Raw genomic sequence first — 25375 nt, 5'->3', positions numbered from 1 at the left:
ATCTTGCCCGTACTTCCGATCCTGCAACCGCAGTGCTTCCAAGAACGGGCAAGACGCCCGTGCACCCGAAATCGCGCCCTCAAGAAGGGCCTAGCCTCCCGTGAAGGTCAGGCCGCTTCCGCCGGGACCTCCTTGGGCGGTGTCTTGGTCAGCAGGCGGCAGATGCGCGCGACCGTGGCCTTCATCTCGTTGCGATGCACGACCATGTCGACCATGCCGTGCTCCTGCAGATATTCGGAGCGCTGGAAACCTTCGGGCAGCTTTTCGCGAATGGTCTGCTCGATGACGCGCGGGCCGGCAAAACCGATCAGGGCGCCGGGCTCGGCTAATTGCACGTCGCCGAGCATGGCATAGGAAGCGGTGATACCGCCCGTGGTCGGGTTGGTCAGCACCACGATATAGGGCTTCCTGGTTTCCCGGAAACGCTGGATCGCGACCGTGGTACGCGCCATCTGCATCAGGGACAGAATGCCTTCCTGCATGCGCATCCCGCCACCGCAGGCGAACACCACGAAGGGAACGCCGCGGTCGGCCGCCGTGAGCAGGCCCTTGACCACCGCGTCGCCGGCCGCCATGCCGAGCGAACCGCCCATGAAGTCGAAATCCTGCACCGCAATCACCGTCGGCAGGCCGTCGATCGTACCGGCGCCGAGCTTCACCGCATCCGTCATGCCCGTCTTGGTGCGGGCATCCTTCAGCCGGTCGACATAGCGCTTCTCGTCCTTGAACTTGAGCGGATCCGCCACGACCTCGGGAAGCGCGATGTCTTCCCATTTGCCGTCATCGAACATTAGCTTGAGGCGCTGTGTCGCCGTCATGCGCATGTGATAATTCGAGGCGGGAATGACGTAGTTGTTCTGTTCCAGGTCCTTGTGAAAGACCATCTGCCCCGTCTCGGGATCCTTGATCCAGAGATTCTCAGGCGTGTCGCGGCGCGAGAAGAAATCCTTGATGCGCGGCGGAACGACATTGGCGATCCAGTTCATGGGATACCTTTAAAGCACGGGGCGCCCGCCCTAGGCGGGCTGAGGCTGCTATCAATCATTATCGCCTTACTTAGCCGTTCCGAACGTCTTTGTCAGCGTCCCCGGCGCATGAACGACGACACACGCTGGACGGCGCGCCCGAACCGCGCAATATGTAAGACGAATCCACGCTCAGACTGAAAAGCATCAGGGAGTTCCAGGGATGGCGAACGCCATTTATCCAGATCTGAAAGGCCGCACCGTCGTCATCACCGGCGGCGGGCAGGGCATCGGCGCCGCCACCGTCAGGCTGTTCGCCGAGCAGGGGGCCAAGGTCGGCTTCATCGACATTGCGGAAAAGCCGTCCCAAGCCCTGGCCGACGAGCTCAGTGGGGCCGGCGCCACCGTCCTGTTCAAGAAGGCCGATATCACCGACATCGAATCCCTGAAGGACGCGATCGCCGATATCAGCGCCACGCTCGGCCCGGTCACCGTGCTGGTCAACAATGCCGCCCATGACCAGCGCCACAAATTCTTCGAGGTGACGCCCGACTATTTCGACGACCGGATCGCCGTCAACCTCAAGCATGCCTTCTTCGCCGCCCAGGCAGCCATCCCCGACATGATCGCCGCCGGCGGCGGCACCATCGTCAATCTCGGTTCCGGCTCCTGGCTGATGGGCTCGGAGGATCTGAGCGCCTATGCCACCGCCAAATCGGCCGCCTACGGACTGACCCGCGTGCTGGCCCGTGAATTCGGCAAGGACAATGTCCGCGTCAATTGCGTCATTCCCGGCTGGATCATGACGGAACGCCAGCTCTCGCTCTGGGTCGACAAGGCGGGCGAGGAAGCGATCGCGCGCAACCAGGTGCTCAAGCGCAAGCTGGTGCCCGACGATATCGCCAAGGCGGTGCTCTTCCTCGCCTCCGAGCAATCCTCGGGCATGACCAACCAGCAGATCATCGTGGATGGTGGCTGGTATTGAGCCATCGAGGATCGTCGAGGATCAGGTGTCTCGATCTTCGACATCGATGAAGGCTTCAGATGAAGGATTGGTGCGCGCCATGGCGCTTGCGCGTCGGCGAGCGGGCGGGCATGTAAACGCGACAACCCCAACATCAACCAGATTGGACCAGCATGACTTCCGAACTCATTGCCGTGGATTGGGGCACCAGCCGTTTTCGCGCCTATCGACTCGATAGCGCCGGCAAGGTGCTCGACCGCGTCTCGGCTGAGGATGGCATGTCGACAGTTCCGGCCGGCGGCTTCGCTGCCGTGCTGGAGCGCCATTGCGGCGCCTGGATGAAGGCGCGCCCCGACGCTCCGGTGCTGATGGCCGGCATGGTCGGCGCCCGCAATGGCTGGGCCGAGGCCGCCTACGCGCCCTGTCCCGCCTCCCCCAGGAGCCTGGCAGAAGCAATGCTGCGGATCGACGAGCGGGTTTCGATCATTCCCGGTGTCATCGCACACGATGAAACGGGTCCCGACGTGATGCGCGGCGAAGAAACCCTGATCTTCGGCACCGATGTCCGCGACGGCCTCGTCTGCCTGCCAGGCACCCATTCCAAATGGGCACGGGTGGAGGATGGCATCATCACCGGCTTTGCCACCTTCATGACGGGCGAGACCTACGCCCTCTATCGCCAGCACAGCCTGCTCGCCCGCCTCGCCGCAGAACCCGAGGACCTCACCGGCTTCGACGACGGCCTGGAGGCCGCCACCGACGAACGCGGTCTGCTGAACCGCCTGTTCCAGGCCCGCACCCGCGTGCTTGCCGGGGAGATGAGCGGCGAGAAGGTGGGACCCTATCTCTCGGGCCTTCTGATCAATGCCGAGATCGAGGGCGCCTTCAAGCGCTATGGCGCGGACCATCTCGTCACGCTGGTCGCCGACGGCGTGCTGGCCAAGCGCTATGTTGCGGCGCTGAGGGCTCGCGGCAACGCCATCGAGATCATCGCGCCCGAACGCGCTTTCCTCGATGGTCTTTCCGCCCTCGCCACGGCCCGGTGACATCAGGCCCCAATCAACAACAAGGATAAAACCATGAGCCTCACCCTCGCCTCCGCCCTGGCCGAGATGCCGCTGGTCGCCATCCTGCGTGGGGTCAAGCCGGATGAGGTGGAAGCCATCGCCGAGGCGATCGTCGCGGCCGGCATCCGCATCCTGGAAGTACCGCTCAACTCGCCCGCCCCCCTCACCTCCATCGGCCTTCTCGCCCGTAGCCTCGCCGGACGCGCCTTGGTGGGTGCCGGTACCGTGCTCACCGTTAAGGATGTTGCCGGCGTCGCCGAGGCGGGCGGCACGGTGATCGTCTCGCCCAACACCAATGTCGAGGTGATCCGGGCCAGCAAGGCGCGCGGTCTCCTGTCCCTGCCGGGTTTTTTCACCCCGACCGAAGCCTTCGCCGCGCTGGAGGCCGGAGCCGATGCGCTGAAGCTGTTCCCAGCCGAGATGGCATCGCCGGCCGCCGTCAAGGCCATGCGCGCCGTGCTGCCCCGCAACACCAAGATGCTGGTGGTCGGCGGCGTCTCGCCACAGACCATTCCGCCCTATCTTGCCGTCGGCGTCGACGGCTTCGGCGTGGGTTCGGACCTCTATGCGGTCGGGCGCAGCGCCGCCGAGGTCGGCGAGCGTGCGGCTGCCCTCACCGCCGCCATCCGGGCGCTCCAGGGCGAGCGCACGGCCTGAACCTTTCGGAGCGCGGACTTCCAGTCCGCTCTTAGAGACGATATTGTTGCCAACAGATGCGGACTGGAAGTCCGCACTCCAACAATCGAGGAAACCGCCCTATGATCGTCGTGTTCGGTTCGCTTGGCGTGGACCTGGTCACCAATGTCAGCCATATCCCCCACCCTGGCGAAACCGTGCTGTGCGAAGGCTATTTCATGGTACCTGGCGGCAAGGGTGCCAATCAGGCGGTGTCGGCGGCGCGCGCCGGCTCCAAGACCGCCATCATCGGTTCGCGTGGCAATGACGGCTTTGCCGATCTCGCCCTTTCGGTAATGCGGGAAGCGGGCGTCGATGTCGCGCCGGTGCTGCCGGTCGACAAGCCGACCTGCGTCGCCCTGATCACGGTGGACGAGAAGGCCGAGAACGCCATCGTCGTCGCCTCCGGCGCGAACCAGGCCACGCGCGCCCAGCAGCTGGAGACCTTCGACCTTGCCAAGGGTGACATCGTGCTGCTGCAGCGCGAGATCCGCGACTCCGAGAATTTTGCCGCGATCAAGCACGCCAAATCGCGCGGCGCCCGCGTCGTCTTCAACGTGGCGCCAGCCGGCCCGCTCCCCGAAGAAATACTGCGGCTGGTCGACGATCTCGTCGTCAATGAGCATGAGGCTCTGGTGGTCGCCAGGGCCGCCGGCATTGAAACCGCCGACCCGATCGAAGCCGCCCGGTTGATCAATGAACGCTTCGGCTGCGCCGGCATCGTCACGCTGGGCGCCGAAGGCGTGGTCGGCTGGAGCAATGGCGCCCGCTACGCGGCACCGGCTCTCAAGGTGACGCCGGTCGACACCACCGCCGCCGGAGACAGCTTCACCGGCGCCTATGCCGCGGCTCTCGATCAGGGGCTTGGCCTGGAGGTTGCCCTGGCTCGCGGTGCCGCCAGCGGTTCACTGGCCTGCACGCGACCCGGTGCCCAATCCAGCATTCCGACCAAGGCCGAGATCGACGACGCCATGCGCAATTCATAGGCTTAAGATGGGAGTGGGGCAGCGAGATCTTGCCGGTACGGAAGTTCAACCTCCCCTTGTCGCCACGGCTCCGGCGTGGTACCCGCGCGCTGGCTCGGTGGCCTGCCATGATCGGCCGGTTACTGGTTTACCTTTCCTAGAGTATGGCGCGTCCAAGCCGGAGCGAGCCTTGCTTTAGCCCTTTGTTCTGATGCGTCACTGCCAGGTTGGGCGGCCTTGCCGAACCATGGGGCGCTCCGGAGCGGTTTTTTCTTCGGCCCAAGGGCTGCACACCCACAAGGAACTCGAAATGGCGAACGAACAGCAGAACGGCCCCGAAGAGGCGCAGGAAGTCCAGCCCGCCCTCAACGTGCTGGCGCAATACATCAAGGACCTCTCCTTCGAGAACCCGAACGCACCGCGCTCGCTCGGCAATTTGCAGAACTCGCCGCAGATCCAGCTCACCGTCAACGTCAACGGCAAGCCGCTCGGCGGCCCGGACTATGAAGTGGAGCTTTCGATTGAGGGCGGCGCCGGCGAGGGCGCCAACACTCTGTTCAAGTTCGAGCTGCTCTACGGCGCGGTGATCCGTCTCGCCGGCATTCCCGAAGACAATGTCCACGCCATGGTGATGATCGAAGGCCCGCGCCTGCTCTTCCCCTTCGCCCGCCAGATCATCGCCGATTGCACGCGCAATGGCGGCTTCCCGCCCTTGATGATCGACCCGATCGATTTCGTAGCGCTCTACCGCAACCGCCTCGCCCAGAGCCAGCCGACCGTCGGTCAGGCCTGACGATCGCCGGACTGCGAAACTCTCCTGGACAGGACCGGCGGCGCGATTTCGACGCGCCGCCGGTATGTTGTGAAACAAGTGCCATTCCCGAAGCCGCGCTAAAGTGCGTTGTGATTTGAATGAATCCCTTCAAATCGCAAAGACGCTCTAGCCAATCCGACGGATTGGCTTGGAAACAATGAGCTGGAGCAGGCAAGCGTTCAGTCATGAGCGCGCTTTGCTTCAGGATCGGATGTCGATCATCCGGCCGCACTCCGCAGACGCAAGGACCGGAGGCAGGAGGAATTGGCTTGGGAATGCGGCGGCTGATCGTCGGATGCCTTGCCGCGGCCATGCTTGCCGGTGGCGGCATTTATCTCGTCGGCCAGCAACTACGCAGTTGCGGCCTCCTCGACGTCTGGCTCCGCCGCAGCGGCTGCATCGCCGCCTATGAATTTTCGAATCTGTTCGACGGCAGAAGCCTCAACAATCCGGCCATGGCGTTCGAAGGCGAAAGCGATCGCCTGGCCTTGGCGATGACCGAAACCCAGCCGGCTACCGCTGCCGGCGTCATTCCCCAACGCTATACATTGCTGGAAGTGTCGGCCAAATCAGGCATGATTCTGCGCCGTACCCCGCTGGGCGACTTCGAGGAGGGCCGCCTCAACGGCGCCATCCTGCTCTCCTGGAATGGTCGCCATGCCGTGATGGCCGTGCCGCAGCCAGGCAAAGCGGCCGCCACGGAACAGGTGGCGGCGACCCTCAGGCTCATGCCCCTGACCAGTGGCGATCCCGGGTGGGAGAAGCCGATGGACGACATCCCGACGAGCCGTTCCGGTTTCGGCCAGTTCGACCCGGACAATCAGCGGTTTCGGCTTTTCACCAGAGCCTGGACGATCGGGGGAGAAAAGATCGATCGGGGCCAGGTGAACTGGAACAAGGCGCTCAGCTCCAGCGACATGCCGGTGAATATGCCCGACGGCACCACGGCGGTGGTCCGCGCCAACCAGGGCGTGATCGAGATCGTGCAGGCCGATGGCCGCAGATCGAGCCACGATCTCGGCATTGCCAAGCAGCAGATTTCGACCAACTGGCTGCTGCTGTCGCCGGATGGACGCAGATTGTCACTGATCCTGCGTCCGGTCGAGGCAGACAGTATTCTACAGATCTGGGACATGAGGACCGGCCAGCGCCTCATCAACGCTGCCGTCCCCAGGCTTGCCACGGAAGCGGCCTGGTCCGCCGATGGCCGCCGCCTTGCAGTCCGGCGCGATGGTCGGGAGGGTTCGGGCTACGCTCTGTTCGCCATTGGCGACTGATACCTTCGAACATACTGACACGTCGCCATGACGCTCATCGGCGCCGGCACGCTGCGATGAATGAAAGCCGACACCGGTTCACCGCAAGGGTGGACATAGAAGCGATTCTTCCCTCTCATACGCCATCACGGAGTTGGCTTGGCATGCCTGGAACCCTTGCAAGACGCGCCTCCGAACGACAGCGGTGGCACTTTCGCGCAGGTTTCGCCCTCATACTCGTCCTGTTGCTCGCCCCGACGGACGGAAGGGCGGTGCTGCCGGCCTCCCCTCAATTGGAACGGGAGAGCCGGAACGCCCTGATGAAGGCGCTCGGCGAGGCCGGTATTTCCGAAACCGGCAGTTCCGCCGTGTTGAGCACGCTACTGTCGGTGCTGGGCACCGAGCCAGCGGCCCGGCAATATCGCTACAGCGAACCCTATCCGCAGCTGCCAGACGTCACCGCCACAGCGGTGCCCGCCGAAGCGGACTGCGCCAGGGCGGAATTAACCGTCTTGCCCAAGACGGAACCAAGACGCCCGGTAACGCTCCACGGTCTCTATTGTCTGGTGGACAGGGCGAGCTACACTTGGCGTGGCCGTTCCCTGCAGGTCGAACCCCGCTGAAGCTTCTCACCAGGACCGGCTCTTCCCGGGGAAACGTGTCTTCGATGGCTTGGTCTTTTTGCAACCCGGCATGAAATCGCAGGAAGCGGGTGGCATCGGCCCGGCCGGTGCTGCAGATCTTGAGAAAGCCCGCTTCTCGGATCTGCACCATGACGAGACCTGCCACTCCCAATAACCCGATGGGGCCCGTCGAATGGGGCCTGTTGCTCACTCTCTCGCTGCTATGGGGCGGGTCCTTCTTCTTCACCGGCATCGCGATCAAGGCCCTACCGCCGTTCACCATTGTCCTGCTGCGCGTCGGCCTCGCCGCACTCATCCTGCTGGCCGTCCTGTCGTTCCACGGCCAATCCCTGCCGCGTGAACCTCGCCTTTGGGCCGCCTTTTTCGGCATGGGCCTGCTCAACAACGTCACGCCCTTCTGCCTGATCGTCTGGGGCCAGACCGAGATCGCCTCCGGCCTTGCCGCCATCCTCAATGCCACGACGCCCCTATGGACGGTAATCGCCGCCCATTTCCTGACGGCGGAAGAACGCATGACCGGCAATCGCCTCGCTGGCGTGATGATCGGACTGTCGGGCGTGGCCCTGATGGTTGGCCCCCAGGCCCTTGCGGACCTGGGCGCGCAGTTTGCCGCGCAATGTGCCGTGCTCGGCGCTGCCATCTCCTACGCGCTCGCCGCTATTTTCGGCCGCCGCTTCAAAGCCCTCGGCGTCGCGCCGATGGTCACCGCCACCGGGCAGGTCACGGCTTCTACCCTGATACTGGTGCCGGTTGCGATCCTCGTCGACCAGCCCTGGACGCTGGCCATGCCGGGTCTGACGGTCTGGGCGGCAATCCTCGCCCTGGCCGCCTTGTCCACGGCGCTCGCCTATGTCCTCTATTTCCGCATCCTGACCACGGCAGGCGCCACCAATCTGGCCCTGGTGACCTTTCTCATCCCGATCAGCGCCATCCTGCTCGGCGCACTCGTTCTCGGAGAAAGGCTCGAACTGAAGCATTTTGCCGGGATGGCCTTGATCGGCCTGGCTTTGGTGGCGATCGACGGACGTCTTTTCAGGCGCCTGCGCGCAGCATGAGGCGAGCAGAGGGCCGATCTTCAGACCGTTAACCCACCAGCCCCGTCACGGTGCATATTTCTTCCACAAGGCATTCTCGCCCAGGCCAGCAATGAAGGCCTCGTGGGCGGCCAGTTCCTCGGGTCTGATGCGCGATGGCAATCCTTTGGGGCGGGGCCTGACCGCGCCGCCGCCGGCGCGGGCGACGATGGCGGCGGAGGCCGAAGCAAGGCTGAGCGCCGTCTGGCGTCCACCGGTCAGCTCGATATAGACCTCGGCCAGGATCTCGGCGTCGAGCAAGGCGCCATGCTTGACGCGCTTGGAATTGTCGATGCCGTAGCGCTGACACAGTTCATCGAGCGAAGCGCGCGCGCCGGGGTGCTTGCGCCGGGCCATGGCCAGGGTGTCGACCACCCGGTCCAACTGCAAGACAGCCTTGTTGACGCGCTTCAGCTCCGCATTGAGGAATCGCATGTCGAAGCCGGCATTGTGGATGACGAGATGGGCGTCACCAATGAAATCGACGAATTCCTGGGCGAGCTCGGCGAAGAGCGGCTTGTCGGACAGGAACTCGGCGGAAAGCCCATGCACGTTGAAGGCCTCCACCGGCATGTCGCGCTCGGGGTTGAAATATTTGTGCCAGGTGGCGCCGGTGGGATTGCGGTCGAGCATCTCCACACAGCCGATCTCAACCAGCCGATGCCCTTCATTGGGATCAAGGCCGGTGGTTTCAGTATCGAGGATGATCTCGCGCATGAAAGGCTTCCGACTCAAGCGATGGAGGACAGGGCTGTGATTATGGCATCCACCTGATTCTGGGCAAAGTCGAGACCCCTGCTTGAATCGATGATGAAATGGGCGCGGCGGCGCTTTTCCACATCCGGCACCTGCCGAGCCAGAATGATGGCGAAGCGTTCCTCGTCCATGCCGGGACGCGCCATTACGCGCTCGCGCTGGATGCGGGCAGGAGCCGAGACCACCGCGACCGCCCGGCAGCGCCGCTCGCCGCCGGTTTCATAGAGCAGGGGGATATCGAGCACGGCAAGGTTCGCCCCCTTGTCACGAGCCGACGCCAGGAAATTCTGTTCGGCGGCATGCACGAGAGGATGCACGATCGCCTCAAGGGTCCGCATCGCCTCGGCATTGCCGAATACCTGCCGCCCGAGCCTGGCGCGATCGATTACGCCCTTCACGGTCACGCCGGGAAAGGCGGCCTCCACGGCGGCCACCGCCGGTCCGGCATAAAGACGATGGACGGTGGCATCGGCATCGTGCACGGGAATGCCGCGCGCCCGGAACATCGCCGCCGTTGCCGACTTGCCCATGCCGATCGAGCCGGTCAGGCCAAGAACGAAGGTCATCATCGCCTCCTAGAGCAAAACGCATTCATGACTGAACGCTTGTTCGCTCCAACTCTTTGTTTCCAGGCCAATCCAACGGATTGGCTAGAGCTCTTCTGCGATTAGAAATAGACGTTCTCATCGTAAAACGCTTTGGACACGGACACGAATGTCCGCGCATCGTGATCACATTGAAGCCTGTCGCCAGGCAGGGATCACCCGAAAAATCCCATCCCCCGGCAGAATACACGCGCATCCCCATTCGTGGGCAAGCGCGCGTATTCTGCAAACGTTTCATATCTTGCGGATTGAACTCGATCGAATGCATGGATGCGATCGAGTTCAACCTGCTTGCGCCTCGATATCCGCCAGCACCAGCGCCCGCAATTGCGGCGTCACCTCGGGCCTGGCGCCGAACCAGTGCTCGAAGCCGGGAACAGCCTGATGCAGGAGCATGCCGAGCCCATCCACCGTGGCAAGGCCGAACCGCCGGGCCGCAGCGAGCAGCGGCGTCTCCAGCGGCACATAGACGATGTCGGTCACCAACGCCGATTTCGGCAGGTGCGAGAGGTCGAGATCGAGCGGCGGCTGGCCCTTCATGCCGAGCGAGGTGGTATTGACCAGGAGATCGGCCCCTTCGAGAGCGGTTTCGGCCTGGTCCCAGGCCAGCGCCTTCACCTTCGAGCCGAAATGGCGAGCAAGAGCTTCGGCGCGTTCCAGCGTGCGGTTGATCAGCAGGATCTCAGCGGCGCCACGCTGGATGAGGCCGTAGAGAATGGCCCGGGACGCGCCGCCGGCACCGAGCACGACTGCCCGCCTCAGATTATCGCTCCAGCCTGGGGCCTCCTGGTCGAGATTGGCAAGGAAGCCGGCGACATCGGTATTCATGCCCTTGAGCACGCCGTCTTCAAACCAGAGCGTGTTGACGGCCTCGAGGTCGCGCGCGACAGGATCGTCCACGCTGGCAAGGCGGAAGGCCGCTTCCTTGTGCGGCACGGTGACGTTTCCGCCGGTAAAGCCCCGATCGGCCAGCGTGGTGGCAAAGGCTTGGAAGGCGGCCGGCTCGACCGCGATGCGTTCGTAACTGCCCTGAATGCCCAGCTCCTTCAGCCAGAAACCGTGGATCAGCGGCGAACGTGAATGGGAGATGGGATAGCCGACGACGAAGGCGCGTTTCATGGCGTGTCCTGTAAAGGCTCAGGCAGTCGCAAGACCATGCTCGCGCAACGTGGCAAGCAGGGGCAGCAGGGGGAGACCGAGAATGGTGAAATAATCACCCTCGATGGCCTCGAACAGGGTCACGCCCAGCCCTTCGAGCTGATAGCAGCCGACGCTGCCCAGGATCGACTCTCCCGCTCGGGCAAGATAATCGTCGAGAAAGGCATCTGAGAAATTGCGCATGGTGAGGCGGGCGCTGGCAACGCCGCTCGCCAGAACCTCTCCATCCCTCGCCAGGGCATAGGCGGAATGGAGTTCGTGGCACCGCCCGCGCAAAACAAGAAGCTTGTCGCGGGCCTCCGCCAGCGTGGCCACCTTGGAAAAGCGCTGCTCGCCCAAAGCCATGGTCTGATCGGCGCCAATCACCACGGCACCCGGCTCGGTGCGCGAAACGGCCAGAGCCTTTTCACGGGCGAGTGCCTCGGCAACCCGGTCGGGAGCCAGGTTGTCCGCCTGCCATCGGCGTTCGAAGCCACGCTCGTCGATCGCTGCCGGGATCGTCTCGATCGCAAGCCCGGCCGCCCTCAGCATCTCGCCGCGAATGGCGGATTTGGAGGCCAGTACAAAGCGCGCTGATACTCCGGCAGCTTGATCCTGAGCCCGACCGTCAACTTTTTTCATTGGTCTGAAAATCCCGTTTTTCTGCCTTGCCTTAGCAGCCCATCCGGCTTTTGCGTAGGGTAGCGGCCAAAAATGCCGCATGATCGCTGCTTTCAGCCGCAGGGGTTGCCTGAAAATCCTGCACACCGGCCCGTTGCAAACCAGCCGATATTGTGATCACATTATCGAAAGCCAAGAAAAATGAACCGAGACGAGCCTGGCCGCGAGCCAAGGCAGATGAGGGGTTGTGCGTGCCGGACGGAACGGTTGTCAATTCAATCGAAGTTCGCGATGTGCGGAAGGTTTTCGGCGCTGGCGACAGTGCCTTCGTCGCTCTGGATACGGTGAGCGTATCCATTCGCCAGAATGAGTTCTTTACCCTGCTCGGACCATCCGGCTGCGGCAAGACCACGCTGTTGCGCCTGATCGCAGGGTTCGATTTCCCCACCTCCGGGCAGATCCTGCTCTATGGCGAAGACATTGCCAGCCTGCCGCCCTTCAAGCGGCCGGTCAACACCGTGTTCCAGAGCTATGCCCTCTTCCCGCACATGTCGGTGGCCGAGAATATCGGCTTCGGCCTGGAGATGCTGGGCAAGCCCAAGGCCGAAATCGGGGCACGCGTTGCGCAGATGCTGCGCCTGGTGCGCATGGAGCACCTGGCCGATCGCAAGACCAGCCAGATCTCCGGCGGCCAGCAGCAGCGTGTCGCCCTCGCGCGCGCTTTGGCGCCCCAACCCAAGGTGCTGCTGCTCGACGAGCCCCTGTCGGCACTCGACTACAAGCTGCGCAAGGAGATGCAGCTCGAGCTCAAGCGCCTGCAGCACGAGACCGGCATCACCTTCATCTTCGTCACGCATGACCAGGAGGAAGCCCTGGCCATGTCGGACCGTATCGCAGTGATGTCCGCCGGGCGGATCCTGCAGGTGGGCGCCCCGCGCGACATCTACGACACGCCGGCCGAGCGCTTCGTCGCCGAGTTCATCGGCGAGACCAATTTCATCGAAACCGATTTTCTGGGCCGCGACGGCGCCCAGGCGCGCGTCAAGCTGCCTTCGGGGCGCGAGATCAAGGCCGGCCTCAGCGACGGGCATCAGCCCGCCGACAAGACCTGGCTGGTGGTGCGTCCCGAACATGCGCAGCTCACCACCGGCGAAGACGCTCTCCTGGCCGGTACGGTCGAGAATGTCGTCTATCTCGGCACCGATACGCATTTTCACCTGCGTCTCGATCACGGGCCCCGCTTCACCGTGCGCCGGCAGAATACAAGCGCTCAGGCCGCAGGCGGCGACACTTTCACCGGCTCCAGCGAGAGCTTCCAGCCGGGCCAGCGCGCCGGCGTGGTCTTCGCCGAAGGCACAGCCCGGGTGTTGAGGGACTGATGGCAGAGGCCGCCGAAATCGCATCCAAAGCCCGGCGGAGCGAAATCCGCAATCGCTGGCTGCTCTCCACCCCCGCCTTGCTGGTGATCCTGCTCGCGGCCACCGGCCCGCTCCTGATCGTGCTGATCTATTCCTTCCTGGAGCCCGGTCCCTATGGCGACGTGAAATGGAACTTCTCCACGGAGGCCTGGACCTCGGTGTTCTTCGAACGCGACATGTTCGACGACACGCTGTCGCTGGCCAGCGCCCACCTCACCATCTTCTGGCGCTCGGTGAAGCTGGCGCTGATGACCACGGTGGTCACCTTGGCGTTCGGCTTTCCCACCGCCTATTTCATCTCGACGCGACCGGCCAACCGGCGTGACCTCTGGCTGTTCCTGATCACCATTCCGTTCTGGACCAATCTTCTGATCCGCACCTTCGCCGTGCTGCAGATCATCCGGAACGAGGGCCTGTTCAACACGATGCTGATCAAGCTTGGCGTGATCTCGGCGCCGTTGCAGATCCTCTATACCGATACCGCCATCCTGGCGGGCATGGCCTATGTCTATCTGCCGCTGATGGTGCTGCCGATCTATGCCAGCATGGAAAAGTTCGACTTCCGTCTGGTCGAAGCGGGCTATGACCTCTATGCCAGCCGCTTCCAGGTACTCCGCCGCATCATCGTGCCGTTGACCAAGCCCGGCATCGTCGCCGGCTCCATCCTGGTGTTCATCCCGGCGCTCGGCGCCTATGTCACGCCGAACCTGCTCGGCGGCGGCAAGAACATGATGCTGTCCAACCTTATCGAGCTGCAATTCGGCCAGGGCCGCAACTGGCCGCTGGGTGCCTCGCTCTCCATCACGGTGATGGCGATCGTGATGGTGGCGCTGCTGGTCTATGTGCGCAACACCGGCGGTTCGGGAGTGAAACATGGCTGAGCCCTTCTCCATCCGCCGCCAGCCCGGCTTCACCACCATCGCGCTCCTCTGCTTCGTGCTGCTCTATCTGCCGATCGTGGTGATGGTTGTTTATGCCTTCAACGAAGCGACATCGGTCTCCACCTGGGGTGGCTTTTCGCTGAAATGGTTCACGGCGGCCTGGAACAACGACCAGGTGGTCGACGCCACGCTGCGCTCCTTCCAGATCGCCACCGTCGCCGCGGTGCTCTCCACCATCTGCGCCACCATGGCGGCCCTGGCGACCACGCGCACCGAAGCCTATCGGGGACTCACCTTCACCTATTCGGCCATCAACCAGCCACTGATGGTGCCGGAAATCGTCACCGGCGTGGCGCTGCTGATCTTCTTCTCCCGCATCAAGATCGTCACCGGCTATGATGGCCTGGCTTATCTGATCGCCGCCCATACGGCCTTCTGCGTGCCCTTCGCCTATCTGCCGATCCGGGCACGTCTGGAGGGCATGGACCTGACTTTGGAGCGCGCGGCCGCCGATCTCTATGCCACGCCATGGCGAACCTTCCGGTGCGTGACGCTGCCGCTGCTCTGGCCTGGCATCCTCGCCGGCCTGATGCTGGCCTTCGTCACCTCGCTCGACGACGTGGTGATCACCGAATTCGTCAAATCCGGTGGCCAGGATACGCTGCCGACCTACATGCTCGGCCAGCTGCGCCGCGGTGTCACACCCGAAGTCAATGCGCTGTCGACGGTCTTCCTGCTGCTATCCGTCGTCATCGTCACGATTTTCTTCTTCATCAGCAGGAAGAAAGACTGATGCGCCGGGCGGAGCGAAGCTCGCATCTTCGCCCGGCCGCCGCATCGCCACTCAGGTTGGGGGCAATAGAGCTCAAGCCGGTGCCCCGGCTTTGTAACGGGAGACAGAGATGAACTGGAAATCCACGGCCACGGCCGCCGCGTTGGCGCTGCTCGCATCCACGAGCCTCGCCAGCGCGGAGGGCGCGCTCAACATCTTCAACTGGGGCAACTACACCAGCCCTGAGATGATCAAGAAGTTCGAGCAGAAATACAACGTCAAGGTCACCATCACCGACTACGACTCCAACGACACGGCACTCGCCAAGGTGCGCCAGGGCGGCACGGGCTACGACATCGCCATGCCCTCGCAGAACTTCATCCCGATCTGGATCTCTGAAGGCCTAGTCCAGGAGGTCGATCCCTCCAAGATGGAGAACTTCAAGAACGTCGCCAAGCAGTGGGCCGATCCGCCCTTCGATCCCGGCCGCAAATATTCGGTGCCATGGGCCTGGGGCACGGTCGGTGTCGTGGTCAATACCGACGTCTACAAGGGTGACATCAACACCTGGGGCATCATCTTCGACACGCCGGCCGAGCTGAAGGGCAAGACCAATGTCGTGCCGGAGATGAACGACGTCATCCACGCCGCCCTGCGCTACAATGGCGGCAAGATGTGCGACGGCGACAAGGCGCTGCTCAAGAAGGTGCGCGACACCCTGGTCAAGGCCAAGCCGAACTGGATCGCCATGGAATACAACACAATCGAGAAGATGGGTGCCGGCGACTTCAAGGCTTCCAGCGATTGGAACGGCTCGGCCTTGCGCCAGCGCCTGGGCCACCCGCAGATCCATTACGGCTATCCCAAAGAGGGCGTGCAGCTCTGGAGCGACAACATCGTCGTGCTGAAGGAAGCCAAGAATGTCGAGAACGCCAAGCTGTTCATGAACTTCATGATGGATCCTGAAAACGCCGCCTTGAACTCGGCCTTCCATCGCTATGCCAACGGCATCGCCGGTTCGGAGAAGTTCATGCCTGCTGACATGAAGGACGCACCGGAGGTCAATGTGCCGGAAGAGGTCATGAAGACCGCCGAGTTCTCGCATGCCTGCCCGCCCGAGGTGACCGAGCTCTACAGCAAGATCTGGACCGAGCTGCAGAAGTAAGGGCCGCATTTCGACGCATCAAGCCCTCTCCCTCTTACAAAGGGGGAGGGCCCTCGACATTCCCTCCTTTCGCTCCAGCCGCCTCATTTTATCGATCATCATGCCTCTTTCAGCCTTCGAAACCGCCTACGGCTTTCGCCGTGATGCCGTACAGCTCAGCAATTGGCGCCAGGCGCCCTGGAATGTCTGGGCCTTCCGCAACGTCTCCGAACTGGTGCCGACTGCGCGGATTGCCGCCGAAGCCGCCGGGCACGAGACGCCGGACGCCGATCCCTCCGGTCTGCTGCGTGAAATCCTGACGATCGACGGCGACAGCCGTTCCCTCGCCGACATCCTGGCGCAGACGTCCACCGACGCCCTGGTGGTGATGAAGGCAGGCCGCTTCGTTGCTGACTTCCACGCCCCGCACTTCACCAGCGCGAGCCGGCACATCGTCTTTTCCATCTCCAAGTCGCTGACCGCGATCCTCGCCGGTGTCGCAGAGAACGAAGGCCGGCTCGATCCCGAAGCTCCTATCGTCGACTATGTGCCCGAAGTCGCCGGCTCGGCCTTTGCCGATGCCAGTGTGCGCCACCTGCTCGACATGCGCGTCAGCCTCTCTTTCGAGGAAGCCTATCTCGATCCCGCCGGCGAATTCGCTCGCTATCGGCGTGCCACCTTGTGGAATCCCTCGGCGCCGGGTCAGGATCCCGGAACGTTGCTCGGCTTCATCGCCTCCATGCCCAAGGGCGTTGGTGAGCATGGCGGCCCCTTCCGCTACCGCTCGCCCAATTCCGATCTGCTCGGCATCGTGGTCGAACGGGCCAGCGGCGAACGCTACGCCGATTACGCCTCCTCCCGCTTGTGGCAAAAACTCGGCGCCCGCCAGGATGGCACCGTCACGGTCGATGCCGGGGGCACGGCCCGCGCCGCGGGCGGCATAAGCATGAGCGCGCGGGATCTTGCCCGTGTCGGCGAAATGATGCGCCAAGGCGGCAGCTTGGAGGGCACCCGTATCGTCTCGCAGGCCTGGGTTGATGACACCTGCCGGGGCGGCAGCAGCGAGGCCTGGCAGCGGGGCGACTTCGTGCATCTGCTTGGCCAGGGCCGCTACCGCAATAAATGGTATCAGACCGGCTATGCCAATGGCGCCTTCCTGGCCATCGGCATTCATGGCCAGTGGCTTTATGTGAACCCGGCCACCGAAGTGGTTGTTGTCAAGCTGTCCTCGCAGCCCGAGCCGGTGGACGATGCGACCGACAAGCTCAATCTCCAGCTATTCGAGGCCCTGGCTACGAGGGTCTAAGGGTATGGCCGGCCGGTCTGGACGGGCTCATCGCCTCGCAAGACCGGTCGGCAGCCGCACCGCCACCAGCCAGAACACCAGGCCGCACGATGCACCCAGCGTGCCGAAACCCGTGGCATTCATGGCAAGATCGGGATCCTCTGACAAAATCTGCGCGGTGCGGATAGTCTCGAAATACGCGGCGACAGCAAAAGCCGCGGCTGCGGCGATGTAAAGCCAGGGCGACCTCCATCCAATCAGTTGGACGGCTCCCCTGACAAGCAAGGCGGGAATGACGCCAAACATCGCCGTCAGCGCGGCCAGAGTCGCGACTGGGGTCTCGACCGGGAAGGCTTCTTGCAGATTCAAGGGGAAGAGCTTTCCCCCTTGCAGCGCTGCCACGCCGACGTGAACCAGCGCCGCCATGAGCGAGGCCAGGGCAATGCCCAGCAGGCTGAAAGCCAAATAAAAAAGCAGAACGAGCGCCGGATGATCGCGTGGCGGCCATAGGGTCAGATCCTCAGTCATTCACACCCCGCTCGCACTGGCCGATCAAGCCTCCTCATTCTATGCCAGACCACAAAGGGATGAGCCGTCCCGTCCCGCGCGGCCTCCCGTGAATTCACAGCAAAATCGCCTCAGCCGACACCTCGCCCGTTCCTGGTGCGCGATGGCCCCTGGCCAGCCGCGTTCATGCCGGCCGCCACGAGCATTGCATCCTCCTTTCTCTTGTTGTACGTTTGTTCAATAAGAAAGAGCAATAGCCGCGGCGGAGGATGCTCGGCACCGGGAAACGTTTATACCTGCCCTTGCCGATCATCCGATCTTTCGCGGCCGTGCCTGTGCAGCCAGAGAACGGAAAGACACCATGCCTCTTCATATCGGGACGCGTTGTATCGCCGCCGCCACCCTGTTCTTCATTGCCATGACCGGGGCCGAGGCGGCTTCCATCCGCGTCAGCCTTGCCGCCGAGCCCTATCCGCCTTTCGCGGCCAAGGATGCCGAAGGGCGATGGGCCGGTTTCGAAGTCGATCTCGCCAAGGCCGTGTGCAAGGCCGCCAAGCTCGATTGCGAGATCGTGCAGACCGCCTGGGACGGCATCATCCCGGCGCTCAATTCAAACAAGATCGACGTGATCTGGGCCTCGATGGGCATCACGCCGGAACGCTCCCGGCAGGTCGCCTTCACCATTCCCTATTATACCACCCCAGCCCATTTCGTCGGCGCCAAGGGCGACAGCTTCGACTTCTCGCCCGGCGGCCTGAAGGGCAAGACCGTTGGCGTGCAGACGAGCACGATCTATGCCGATTATATCGCTCGCGCCTATCCCGAGGCTATCGTGAAGACCTACTCGACCCAGGATGCCGCCAATGCCGATCTCGTCGCCGGCCGGCTCGATCTCGGTCTGGCCGACAGCATTGCGCTGGCCGACTTTCTCAAGGGTGGGGATGGCGAATGCTGCGAGGTCAAGAACATACCCAAGGACCCGATTTTCGAGGGGGGTATCGCCGGCGGCCTGCGCAAGAGCGATATCGACTTGAAGGCCAAGCTCGATGCGGGCATCACTGCCGTTTACAAGAGCGGTGAGTTCGACAAGCTCGCCAGGACATATTTCAGCTTCGATATCGGCACGCCGCCCAAGGATTGAGGGCGTCAGGCCGGTGCCGGGAGAAAGCGATCCGGTTTGACCTCAACCTCGCCTGCACCGCCCCGCCCAGCCAAGCGCCCCCCCCGGTTCAACCGCGAAACCGCGGAAGTCCGCCGGCGTCAGCTGATCGAGGCGGCCATACGCGCCCTGGCCAAGGGCGGTATCGCCGCCTTTACCATCGACAGCATCTGCAAGGAAGCCCAGGTCTCGCGCGGCCTGATCAACCACCACTTCGGCAGCCTCGACGATCTCCTGGTCGAGGTCTACCAGTCTTCGCTCTACGAAAGCGTCAGCGAGCATATCGCGCAGGCCCGCCGGCAGCGGGAAAACCCGGCGCAGCGCCAGCCCGAGACCGTCCTGCTCGGGCTGGTGCGCTCCAATTTCCAGCCTCGCTCCTTCACACGCGACAATCTCCTGGTCTGGCTGGCGCTCTGGGGCGAGATCGCGGTCAATGACAAGCTGCGCCAGGCCCATCGCCGCCTCTACGAGGCTTACCGCAGCGAGTTGGCCCTCGAAATCACCGCCATCGCCGCCCATCGCGGCCGGCAGGTCGATGCCGCCAGGCTCGCCCGCAATTTCATCGCCTTGGTCGATGGCCTCTGGCTGGAATGGTGTCTCGACGACAAGGTGGTAACCCCGGCCGAGGCCGAGGAAGCCAGTCTCGGCCTGCTGGAAAGCGCGCTGGGTCCCTTGCGATAGGTGCAGGACAGATCAGGCCGGTATCGGCCGTTCCCGGCGCGGCGCGATCTCGGCCGGCGGCCTGTCGAACTCGCGAGCCCAGCGATGGCCGGCATGCACCGCATCGGCGATCGACGAGGGTGCCAGGCAATCGCCGACGCGGGTAACGGAACGGATGCCGGCCGCTTGCCATTGCCCCGTCATGGCCGTGAGATCGCGATAAAGGCTATCCTCCGCCACCCGCCCGGTGACCAGGATGAGCGTGCCGAATTCGTGCCTGCGGATCCGCCCGGTATAGACACAAGCCAGTTCCGCCACGCCATTGGCAGCACTAGTGAGACGTTGACTGAGCAGCGGCCTCACGCCGAGTTCCAACAAACGCTTCTGGATGAAGAATTGTTCGTCGGTCATCACTGTCCAACTCGACAGCATGGCCGCCGGTGTCACCAGATACACCTGGTGACCTTCCTTGCTCAATTTCTCGGCCAGCGCACCGCCGACGGCGTAATGCTCGTCATCATAGATCAGCACCGGCCCACTGATCTCGGCACCGGCGAAGACGTCGTCGGGCGTGAGTATCGCGCCGACACCGAGTTCCGCCGCTTCCTCGCCAAGACTCCCGATACCGTCGCGCCGCCAGCGGCTGCCGGTAGCCAGCACGACATGGTCGGCCTCGAGCGCCAGAATATCCTCGGCGCTCAACCGACTTTCGGGAAAGAGGTCGATGGCCGGGAGCTTGCCGATCATATGCAGGCGATAGTCGCGCACGCGGACCCAACTGGCGAGCCCGGGCAGGCTGGATTCGCGATTGATGCGCCCGCCGAGCTTGCGCCCGGCCTCGGCCAGCATCACCCGATGGCCGCGCCGCCCGAGGGTGAGGGCGCATTCCAGGCCCGCCGGGCCGCTTCCCACCACCAGCACGCGCGAGGACGATGCGGCCGCCTCGATGCGCTCGGGATGCCAGCCGCGGCGCCATTCTTCGCCAATGGTGGGGTTTTGCGTGCAGCGCAGCGGCACGGCCTCGTTGTTGGCCGAGCGGCAGATGTTGCAGCCGATGCATTCACGGATCTCGTCTTCGCGGCCTTCGTCGATTTTCCTCGGCAGGAAGGGATCGGCGATGGAGGGACGGGCGGCGCCGATGAAATCCTGGATGCCGCGCCGGATCTGGCTCACCATGCTGTCGGGCGAGGTGAACCGCCCGACGCTCACCACCGGCTTGGTGGTGAGGCCCTTGACGAAGCCGACATGCTCCTCCTGGAAACCCTCGTCGCTGAAGCGGGCGGAGCGGGAATCATTGCCGAGCGAGCCGGAGACGTTGACGTCCCATAGATCCGGCAGCTCTGCCAGCATGGCCAGGATTTCCCGACCTTCCCCTTGCGAGGTGATGCCGCGGGACCCGTGCAATTCGTCGACCGACAGGCGCACGGCAACCGCGCAGCGATCCCCGACGGCCTCATGCGTGTCCTCGATCAACTCCCGCAGCAGCCTGACGCGATTGGCGAGGCTGCCGCCATATTCGTCCCCGCGCAGATTGAGGCGGGGCGACAGGAATTGGAACGGCAGATAATCGTGGCCGGCATAGCAATAGACAATGTCGAAGCCGGCCCGTTTGGCCCGCAGGGCTGCGTCGCGGTGCCAGGTTCGGAAGGCCTTGATATCGGCCTTGTCCATGGCGCGTGCGCTGCCCGGCTGTGGAATCAGGGCCGGACGGGCCGACGACGCCAGGATCGGCTCGCGCGTGAGGCGATTATTGGCATGTGAACCGCCATGCCACAGCTCCACGCCGGCCAGGCTACCATGGGCATGGATGGCCTCGACGGTGGGCATGAGCGCCCTGATATCGTCCTCGTCCCACAGCGTCAGAAAGCCGAACGGGGAATCGTCCGAACTGGGGTGAATCGAGCAATATTCCGTGCAGACCACGCCCCAGCCGCCTTCGGCCTTGATGCCGCGCAGCTTGGCGCCGCTTTCAGGCTTGAGATAGCCCATGCCGGTGGCGTGCGGCGTCTGGTAGAAGCGGTTGGGTGCGGTGACTGGACCGATCCGAACCGGCTCGAACAGGATGTCGTATCGCGGATTGCGGGGCATCTCGGATCAATCTCTTGTTGAACGATTGTACAACAAGAATAGACTTTTTACGGCAGAACGCAAGTTACCTCCGGCGCCTGGCCGAGATTCAGGCTAAACGTGGCGACCAATCTATCGGGGTGGGGTGGCTAGCCCCTCAAAAGGCGGTCGGGCAATCGTACGGCCACCAGCCAGAACACCAGGCCGCACAACGCGCCCATCAAACCGAAGCCGAGGGCCACGCCGGCAAGTTCGGCGCTCCCGTTGGAAATCCATTCGGTACCGAACATCAGATAGACCGAGCCGACGGCCGCGACGATCGCGGCCGCCGCCATATAGGGCCAGGGCGCCTGCCAGCCGAGCAGATGCATGAGGGCGCGGGTCAGGAGTGCCGGCAGGCCGGCGAGCAATGCGGTCATATAGGCCAAGGCACCGATCAGGGTCGGGACATCACCGGCGTCACTGAGACCGGCGTCGGACCGGACCATCATCGCGCCGATATAGGTCAGGGCCGCGGTGAGCGAAGCGAGGGCGATACCGATAAGGCTGAAGGCGAGGTAGACGAGAAAACCCAGAACGGGCCGGGGTCTCGGCGCCACGGGCGTTGCATCGGCGATCATCGTCAATCGTTCCCAAACCTGTTCAGCTTGCCGTGGGTGGAGAGACCGTTTTCGCCGGCTTGACCGGATCGGGTCGGCGGATCTTCCCGGTTTCCGCCAGCTCCTTGAGCTGCACCAGCGAGATCTCCTCGAGTGCACCTATGGCCTTGTCGGCCAAGAAATAGCCGGCCCAGCGCTTGAAGGTTGTATCCAGCGCAACATCGGTCGCCCATTCAAGCTCGGTATTGCCACTGCCGCCGAGATCGAAACGAAAGCGCCCCGACAGCCAGTCGGGGACATCGACGGCAATGGCAACATGCCGATCGGCCTCGCTCTCGACGATTTCGAGCTGGCCGAGGATCTCCAACTGCCGATCGGATGCGTTGCGAACCAACCAGATCTGTTTCTGGCCGACGCCGGATGGAGGCCCGCTGATCGTCGCCGGGCCGGCCTGATCTGGTCGTTGCGCCGGATTCGTACTGGTGAACAGCCACCACTGGTCGAAGGTTTTGAGGTCGTTGATCAGGGAGAACACGGCGGAAGGCGGCCGGCCGATCTCCATCTTGCGATAGATGCTGGCATGGTCAGGCAGAAGAGAGCCTCCGCCGTAATAGGCCAGGAGAATGCATCCCAGGATTCCCGCCAACCACGCCAGAACCCGCATGCGCTCTTCCTCACGTCTCCACGATGCGGGCGCGGCGATGGGCGCGCAACAGGCCCTGGATGGCTGCGGCCGTCTCCTCGATCGAACGGCGGGTGACGTCGATCATCGGCCAGCCGCGCTGGGAGAATAGGCGCCTGGACTGGGCGATCTCCTCGGCCACCGACATGCGATCGGTGTAGGTGTCGACTTCGTGGTGGGGGCTGAGCGTCAGCACGCGGTTCTCGCGGATCTGCACGATACGTTCGGGCGAGGCGAACAGGCCGACAATCAGCGGATTTTTCAGATGTTCGACCTCCGGCGGCAGGGGCACGCCCGGCACCAGGGGAATATTGGCGGTTTTCACTCCACGATGAGCCAGATAGATCGAAGTCGGCGTCTTGGAGGTTCTGCTGACGCCGAGCAGCAGCACGTCGGCTTCGTCGTAATCGGTCGGCATCAGCCCGTCATCATGCATCATCGTGTAGTTGAGAGCGTCGATGCGGCGGAAATAGTCGGCATTCAGCACATGCTGGGCACCGGGCTTCACCATCACTTCGGTGCCGAGATAGGATTTGAACAGGTCGAAGATCGGCTGCAGTACCGACAGCACCGGAGCGCCCATTTCGCGGCAGCTACGCTCCAGCCGCTCCGCCAGTTGGGGCTCAACCAGGGTGTAGAGCACCACACCCGGATTGGCTTCGATCTCCGCAATGGTGCGATCGAGATCGCGTTCGCTGCGCACCAGCGGGTAGATGTGTTCAAGCGCCGAGACCGCCGGATATTGGGCAGCGACGGCTCGCCCGGCCATGATCAAGGTCTCACCGGTGGAGTCCGAAACCAGGTGAAGGTGGAAGAAGCTTCTTGTGACCATGACAGGACCTAAGCAGAGTTTCCCGGCAAGGTCCACAGATGGGCTTCGCCGGAAAACGCCGAAATGGGTTGGTAACTTTCGGATTGGCGTGGGACGGCATTGTGGACAAGTGGGGACAGATGAAGCGCCTTAACCCGATCTTAAGAAGGCCTGTGGAAGAGTCCGATTTTTCATCAACAGGCTGATTGCTTGGGATGGGATTCCGTACGCTCGGCTGCAAAAGACTCATAAGCCGCTAAGTGCGAGTCTGCGCCCTCCCCCTTGGCTTGCTGCCATCGCCTTGATTCAATGGCCGGAATCCGCGCTGTTTTTTCCGCATTTTTCATATCGAATTTTTGGCGGCCTTCCGATGTCGCCTGTGAATAGATTGTGGACGGCGAGGAAGCACGGTAAACGAGGCGTTAAGAAGAAGGAGAATGAAGATTCATATCTCTCTTTTTTATTTTCTTTGGCGGTAGGCTGGATCGGGTGAATTCTTTCGCCGGGCTGGATTTCCGAACGCCCCTCCCGAATGGATCCGATACGCCAGCGACGTTTCAATCTTTCAGCAGGGCGAGCCAATCGAGGTTCCGGTTCGATCCAATGCCCTGTTTGGTGTTGCCCGGAGCAAAGCGCGTTTTGGTGGAAACGCCCTTTTGCTCTAGATCACTGGTTGGACGCGTCTTTGCGATTTGAGGTGATTCATTCAAACCACAAGACGCTTTGGAAAGTCTGACCGATATGACCAAACCTCTCCTCGACGTCCTTGCCGGCAAGGCCCAACCGGTACCGCCAGTCTGGCTGATGCGCCAGGCGGGACGATATCTGCCGGAATACCGGGCTATCAGGACCAAGGCTTCGAGCTTTCTGAATTTCTGCTACACGCCTGATCTCGCCGTGGAGGCGACCTTGCAGCCGATCAGGCGTTTCGGTTTCGATGCCGCCATTCTGTTCTCGGACATTCTGGTGGTGCCTGATGCCTTGGGGCAGAAGGTCTGGTTCGAGGAAGGTGAAGGCCCGCGGCTGGAGCCGGTCACGGACCTTGCCGGATTGGCCAAGCTCAAGTCCCGCGTGGATCTCGAACATCTGGCGCCGGTCTTCGAGACGATCCGCCAGGTCAAGACGGCGCTCCCGGCCGATGTGACCTTCCTCGGCTTTTGCGGGGCACCCTGGACGGTGGCCACCTATATGATCGCCGGCCGCGGGGTGAAGGACCAGGTGCCGGCCCGCCTTGCCGCTTATCAGGATCCGGCCTTCTTCACGGCTCTGATCGACCGGCTGGTATCGGCTTCGATCGATTATCTCGCTGCCCAGCTTGAAAATGGCGTCGACGCTGTCCAAATATTCGACAGTTGGGCCGGTATTCTCCCGCCGGATGAGTTTGTACGCTGGACGATCGAACCTAACAGGCGCATCGTCGACGGTGTCAGGGCGCGTCATCCGCAAGCCCGTATCATCGGTTTTCCGCGCGGCGCCGGATCCTTCTATCGCAATTATGCCGAGGCCGTGGCGGTGGATGCCGTCGGACTCGACTGGGCTGTTGATCCGGCCTGGGCCGCGCGCGAAGTGCAGCCGTTGAAACCGGTGCAGGGCAATCTCGATCCGCTTGCGCTCGTGGCAGGTGGCGATCCGCTTAACCGGGCACTCGACCGTATCCTCGAAACCCTTCCAGGCAGACCCTTCATCTTCAACCTGGGACACGGCATCGTGCCGCAGACCCCGATTGCCCATGTCGAACAGATGCTGAAGCGAATCAGGGGCTAGGGTTGCTAGTATCCAGTCCTGTTTGAATAGACGATGGACTGGCGACAGCCCAATGCCGCAAAGCAGCCTTCCCCCGATGAGGAG

At 63.1% G+C, this 25375-nt stretch carries 27 protein-coding genes; 16 read left to right on the top strand and 11 right to left on the bottom strand.

Features of this window, described 5'->3' with window-relative positions; genetic code table 11:
* Positions 1-107: 107 nt before the first annotated feature.
* Complete coding sequence (gene accD, locus AB4037_RS16290; protein ID WP_441772212.1) at positions 108-986, bottom strand: acetyl-CoA carboxylase, carboxyltransferase subunit beta; 879 nt, start codon at positions 984-986, stop codon at positions 108-110.
* A 202-nt stretch (positions 987-1188) separates the two neighbouring features.
* Here accD and AB4037_RS16285 point away from each other — a divergent pair, with 202 nt between their 5' ends.
* From AB4037_RS16285 to AB4037_RS16250, 8 genes are all read left to right on the top strand, one after another.
* Positions 1189-1950 (top strand): SDR family NAD(P)-dependent oxidoreductase, encoded by a 762-nt coding sequence (locus AB4037_RS16285; protein WP_434958885.1) that lies wholly within the window; start codon positions 1189-1191, stop codon positions 1948-1950.
* Positions 1951-2102: 152 nt separating this feature from the next.
* Entirely contained in the window at positions 2103-2975 is an 873-nt protein-coding gene (locus AB4037_RS16280; RefSeq protein ID WP_441772211.1) for a 2-dehydro-3-deoxygalactonokinase, read from the top strand.
* A 33-nt stretch (positions 2976-3008) separates the two neighbouring features.
* Positions 3009-3653: a 2-dehydro-3-deoxy-6-phosphogalactonate aldolase gene (locus AB4037_RS16275; RefSeq protein WP_434958887.1), complete on the top strand. Its 645-nt coding sequence runs from the start codon at positions 3009-3011 to the stop codon at positions 3651-3653.
* 101 nt (positions 3654-3754) lie between these two features.
* Positions 3755-4657, top strand: coding sequence for a ribokinase (locus AB4037_RS16270; RefSeq protein WP_434958888.1), 903 nt, complete (start codon positions 3755-3757; stop codon positions 4655-4657).
* Between the two features lie 289 nt (positions 4658-4946).
* Positions 4947-5429, top strand: a complete 483-nt coding sequence (gene secB / locus AB4037_RS16265) for a protein-export chaperone SecB (protein ID WP_434958889.1) — start codon at positions 4947-4949, stop codon at positions 5427-5429.
* A gap of 296 nt (positions 5430-5725) precedes the next feature.
* Positions 5726-6727 (top strand): hypothetical protein, encoded by a 1002-nt coding sequence (locus AB4037_RS16260; RefSeq protein WP_441772210.1) that lies wholly within the window; start codon positions 5726-5728, stop codon positions 6725-6727.
* A 143-nt stretch (positions 6728-6870) separates the two neighbouring features.
* Positions 6871-7329 carry a hypothetical protein gene (locus AB4037_RS16255; RefSeq protein WP_441772209.1) on the top strand — a complete coding sequence of 153 codons (459 nt, stop codon included), beginning with the start codon at positions 6871-6873 and terminating at the stop codon, positions 7327-7329.
* Positions 7330-7478: 149 nt separating this feature from the next.
* Positions 7479-8405, top strand: coding sequence for a DMT family transporter (locus AB4037_RS16250; RefSeq protein WP_441772208.1), 927 nt, complete (start codon positions 7479-7481; stop codon positions 8403-8405).
* Positions 8406-8450: 45 nt separating this feature from the next.
* Here AB4037_RS16250 and dnaQ read toward each other — a convergent pair whose 3' ends face one another.
* The 4 genes from dnaQ to AB4037_RS16230 all read right to left on the bottom strand — a co-directional run bounded on the left by dnaQ (position 8451) and on the right by AB4037_RS16230 (position 11563).
* Positions 8451-9140 carry a DNA polymerase III subunit epsilon gene (dnaQ, locus tag AB4037_RS16245; RefSeq protein WP_441772207.1) on the bottom strand — a complete coding sequence of 230 codons (690 nt, stop codon included), beginning with the start codon at positions 9138-9140 and terminating at the stop codon, positions 8451-8453.
* Between the two features lie 14 nt (positions 9141-9154).
* On the bottom strand, positions 9155-9745 hold the full coding sequence (gene coaE / locus AB4037_RS16240; protein WP_441772206.1) for a dephospho-CoA kinase: 591 nt from the start codon (positions 9743-9745) through the stop codon (positions 9155-9157).
* Positions 9746-10066: 321 nt separating this feature from the next.
* Positions 10067-10903 (bottom strand): shikimate dehydrogenase, encoded by an 837-nt coding sequence (locus AB4037_RS16235; RefSeq protein WP_434958894.1) that lies wholly within the window; start codon positions 10901-10903, stop codon positions 10067-10069.
* Positions 10904-10921: 18 nt separating this feature from the next.
* Entirely contained in the window at positions 10922-11563 is a 642-nt protein-coding gene (locus AB4037_RS16230; RefSeq protein WP_434958895.1) for a Maf family protein, read from the bottom strand.
* A gap of 230 nt (positions 11564-11793) precedes the next feature.
* Between AB4037_RS16230 and AB4037_RS16225 the strand changes: the two genes are divergently transcribed.
* The 5 genes from AB4037_RS16225 to AB4037_RS16205 all read left to right on the top strand — a co-directional run bounded on the left by AB4037_RS16225 (position 11794) and on the right by AB4037_RS16205 (position 17063).
* Positions 11794-12921, top strand: a complete 1128-nt coding sequence (locus AB4037_RS16225; protein ID WP_434958896.1) for an ABC transporter ATP-binding protein — start codon at positions 11794-11796, stop codon at positions 12919-12921.
* Entirely contained in the window at positions 12921-13841 is a 921-nt protein-coding gene (locus AB4037_RS16220; protein WP_434958897.1) for an ABC transporter permease, read from the top strand. Before AB4037_RS16225 ends, AB4037_RS16220 begins: the two co-directional genes overlap by 1 nt.
* Positions 13834-14634: an ABC transporter permease gene (locus AB4037_RS16215; protein WP_441772205.1), complete on the top strand. Its 801-nt coding sequence runs from the start codon at positions 13834-13836 to the stop codon at positions 14632-14634. The genes AB4037_RS16220 and AB4037_RS16215 overlap by 8 nt, the downstream gene beginning before the upstream one ends.
* Before the next feature lie 109 nt (positions 14635-14743).
* The gene (locus AB4037_RS16210) at positions 14744-15778 is read left to right on the top strand and encodes an ABC transporter substrate-binding protein (protein ID WP_441772204.1); all 1035 of its coding nucleotides are present in this window, start codon (positions 14744-14746) and stop codon (positions 15776-15778) included.
* Positions 15779-15878: 100 nt separating this feature from the next.
* Positions 15879-17063: a serine hydrolase domain-containing protein gene (locus tag AB4037_RS16205; RefSeq protein WP_434958900.1), complete on the top strand. Its 1185-nt coding sequence runs from the start codon at positions 15879-15881 to the stop codon at positions 17061-17063.
* 27 nt (positions 17064-17090) lie between these two features.
* Here AB4037_RS16205 and AB4037_RS16200 read toward each other — a convergent pair whose 3' ends face one another.
* Positions 17091-17570 (bottom strand): hypothetical protein, encoded by a 480-nt coding sequence (locus tag AB4037_RS16200; RefSeq protein WP_441772203.1) that lies wholly within the window; start codon positions 17568-17570, stop codon positions 17091-17093.
* Positions 17571-17910: 340 nt separating this feature from the next.
* Here AB4037_RS16200 and AB4037_RS16195 point away from each other — a divergent pair, with 340 nt between their 5' ends.
* On the top strand, positions 17911-18690 hold the full coding sequence (locus AB4037_RS16195) for a transporter substrate-binding domain-containing protein (RefSeq protein ID WP_441772202.1): 780 nt from the start codon (positions 17911-17913) through the stop codon (positions 18688-18690).
* A gap of 36 nt (positions 18691-18726) precedes the next feature.
* Entirely contained in the window at positions 18727-19389 is a 663-nt protein-coding gene (locus AB4037_RS16190; protein WP_441772201.1) for a TetR/AcrR family transcriptional regulator, read from the top strand.
* A gap of 12 nt (positions 19390-19401) precedes the next feature.
* On the opposite strand, the gene AB4037_RS16185 is transcribed toward AB4037_RS16190, so the two are convergent.
* The 5 genes from AB4037_RS16185 to AB4037_RS16165 form a co-directional block, all read right to left on the bottom strand.
* Positions 19402-21456: an oxidoreductase gene (locus AB4037_RS16185; protein WP_441772200.1), complete on the bottom strand. Its 2055-nt coding sequence runs from the start codon at positions 21454-21456 to the stop codon at positions 19402-19404.
* Positions 21457-21584: 128 nt separating this feature from the next.
* A complete protein-coding gene (locus AB4037_RS16180) occupies positions 21585-22055 on the bottom strand; it encodes a hypothetical protein (RefSeq protein WP_441772199.1) in 471 nt (156 codons plus the stop codon).
* A 22-nt stretch (positions 22056-22077) separates the two neighbouring features.
* Positions 22078-22698, bottom strand: coding sequence for an SRPBCC family protein (locus AB4037_RS16175; RefSeq protein WP_441772198.1), 621 nt, complete (start codon positions 22696-22698; stop codon positions 22078-22080).
* A gap of 10 nt (positions 22699-22708) precedes the next feature.
* Positions 22709-23548 carry a pyruvate, water dikinase regulatory protein gene (locus AB4037_RS16170; protein ID WP_434958908.1) on the bottom strand — a complete coding sequence of 280 codons (840 nt, stop codon included), beginning with the start codon at positions 23546-23548 and terminating at the stop codon, positions 22709-22711.
* Between the two features lie 285 nt (positions 23549-23833).
* The gene (locus AB4037_RS16165) at positions 23834-24109 is read right to left on the bottom strand and encodes a hypothetical protein (protein WP_441772197.1); all 276 of its coding nucleotides are present in this window, start codon (positions 24107-24109) and stop codon (positions 23834-23836) included.
* A 159-nt stretch (positions 24110-24268) separates the two neighbouring features.
* On the opposite strand from AB4037_RS16165, the gene hemE reads away from it, so the two are divergent.
* Positions 24269-25291 carry a uroporphyrinogen decarboxylase gene (gene hemE / locus AB4037_RS16160; RefSeq protein WP_441772196.1) on the top strand — a complete coding sequence of 341 codons (1023 nt, stop codon included), beginning with the start codon at positions 24269-24271 and terminating at the stop codon, positions 25289-25291.
* Positions 25292-25375 lie beyond the last annotated feature (84 nt).

It is taken from the genome of Labrys sp. KB_33_2 (assembly GCF_052114505.1).
Classification (GTDB): domain Bacteria; phylum Pseudomonadota; class Alphaproteobacteria; order Rhizobiales; family Labraceae; genus Labrys.
Note: the sequence above shows the minus strand (reverse complement) of the source record. Positions and strands in the feature narration are given on the sequence as shown.

What these genes read in the sequence shown, in the direction of transcription:
- AB4037_RS16205 (WP_434958900.1), top strand. Translation starts at nt 15,879, where the DNA reads ATGCCTCTTTCAGCCTTCGAAACCGCCTACGGCTTTCGCCGTGATGCC.
- AB4037_RS16235 (WP_434958894.1), bottom strand. Translation starts at nt 10,903, where the DNA reads ATGAAACGCGCCTTCGTCGTCGGCTATCCCATCTCCCATTCACGTTCG.
- AB4037_RS16250 (WP_441772208.1), top strand. Translation starts at nt 7,479, where the DNA reads ATGACGAGACCTGCCACTCCCAATAACCCGATGGGGCCCGTCGAATGG.
- AB4037_RS16220 (WP_434958897.1), top strand. Translation starts at nt 12,921, where the DNA reads ATGGCAGAGGCCGCCGAAATCGCATCCAAAGCCCGGCGGAGCGAAATC.
- AB4037_RS16215 (WP_441772205.1), top strand. Translation starts at nt 13,834, where the DNA reads ATGGCTGAGCCCTTCTCCATCCGCCGCCAGCCCGGCTTCACCACCATC.
- AB4037_RS16285 (WP_434958885.1), top strand. Translation starts at nt 1,189, where the DNA reads ATGGCGAACGCCATTTATCCAGATCTGAAAGGCCGCACCGTCGTCATC.
- accD (WP_441772212.1), bottom strand. Translation starts at nt 986, where the DNA reads ATGAACTGGATCGCCAATGTCGTTCCGCCGCGCATCAAGGATTTCTTC.
- AB4037_RS16170 (WP_434958908.1), bottom strand. Translation starts at nt 23,548, where the DNA reads ATGGTCACAAGAAGCTTCTTCCACCTTCACCTGGTTTCGGACTCCACC.
- AB4037_RS16280 (WP_441772211.1), top strand. Translation starts at nt 2,103, where the DNA reads ATGACTTCCGAACTCATTGCCGTGGATTGGGGCACCAGCCGTTTTCGC.
- AB4037_RS16210 (WP_441772204.1), top strand. Translation starts at nt 14,744, where the DNA reads ATGAACTGGAAATCCACGGCCACGGCCGCCGCGTTGGCGCTGCTCGCA.
- AB4037_RS16200 (WP_441772203.1), bottom strand. Translation starts at nt 17,570, where the DNA reads ATGACTGAGGATCTGACCCTATGGCCGCCACGCGATCATCCGGCGCTC.
- coaE (WP_441772206.1), bottom strand. Translation starts at nt 9,745, where the DNA reads ATGACCTTCGTTCTTGGCCTGACCGGCTCGATCGGCATGGGCAAGTCG.
- AB4037_RS16175 (WP_441772198.1), bottom strand. Translation starts at nt 22,698, where the DNA reads ATGCGGGTTCTGGCGTGGTTGGCGGGAATCCTGGGATGCATTCTCCTG.
- AB4037_RS16180 (WP_441772199.1), bottom strand. Translation starts at nt 22,055, where the DNA reads ATGATCGCCGATGCAACGCCCGTGGCGCCGAGACCCCGGCCCGTTCTG.
- hemE (WP_441772196.1), top strand. Translation starts at nt 24,269, where the DNA reads ATGACCAAACCTCTCCTCGACGTCCTTGCCGGCAAGGCCCAACCGGTA.
- AB4037_RS16260 (WP_441772210.1), top strand. Translation starts at nt 5,726, where the DNA reads ATGCGGCGGCTGATCGTCGGATGCCTTGCCGCGGCCATGCTTGCCGGT.
- AB4037_RS16230 (WP_434958895.1), bottom strand. Translation starts at nt 11,563, where the DNA reads ATGAAAAAAGTTGACGGTCGGGCTCAGGATCAAGCTGCCGGAGTATCA.
- AB4037_RS16270 (WP_434958888.1), top strand. Translation starts at nt 3,755, where the DNA reads ATGATCGTCGTGTTCGGTTCGCTTGGCGTGGACCTGGTCACCAATGTC.
- AB4037_RS16195 (WP_441772202.1), top strand. Translation starts at nt 17,911, where the DNA reads ATGCCTCTTCATATCGGGACGCGTTGTATCGCCGCCGCCACCCTGTTC.
- AB4037_RS16255 (WP_441772209.1), top strand. Translation starts at nt 6,871, where the DNA reads ATGCCTGGAACCCTTGCAAGACGCGCCTCCGAACGACAGCGGTGGCAC.
- AB4037_RS16275 (WP_434958887.1), top strand. Translation starts at nt 3,009, where the DNA reads ATGAGCCTCACCCTCGCCTCCGCCCTGGCCGAGATGCCGCTGGTCGCC.
- dnaQ (WP_441772207.1), bottom strand. Translation starts at nt 9,140, where the DNA reads ATGCGCGAGATCATCCTCGATACTGAAACCACCGGCCTTGATCCCAAT.
- AB4037_RS16185 (WP_441772200.1), bottom strand. Translation starts at nt 21,456, where the DNA reads ATGCCCCGCAATCCGCGATACGACATCCTGTTCGAGCCGGTTCGGATC.
- secB (WP_434958889.1), top strand. Translation starts at nt 4,947, where the DNA reads ATGGCGAACGAACAGCAGAACGGCCCCGAAGAGGCGCAGGAAGTCCAG.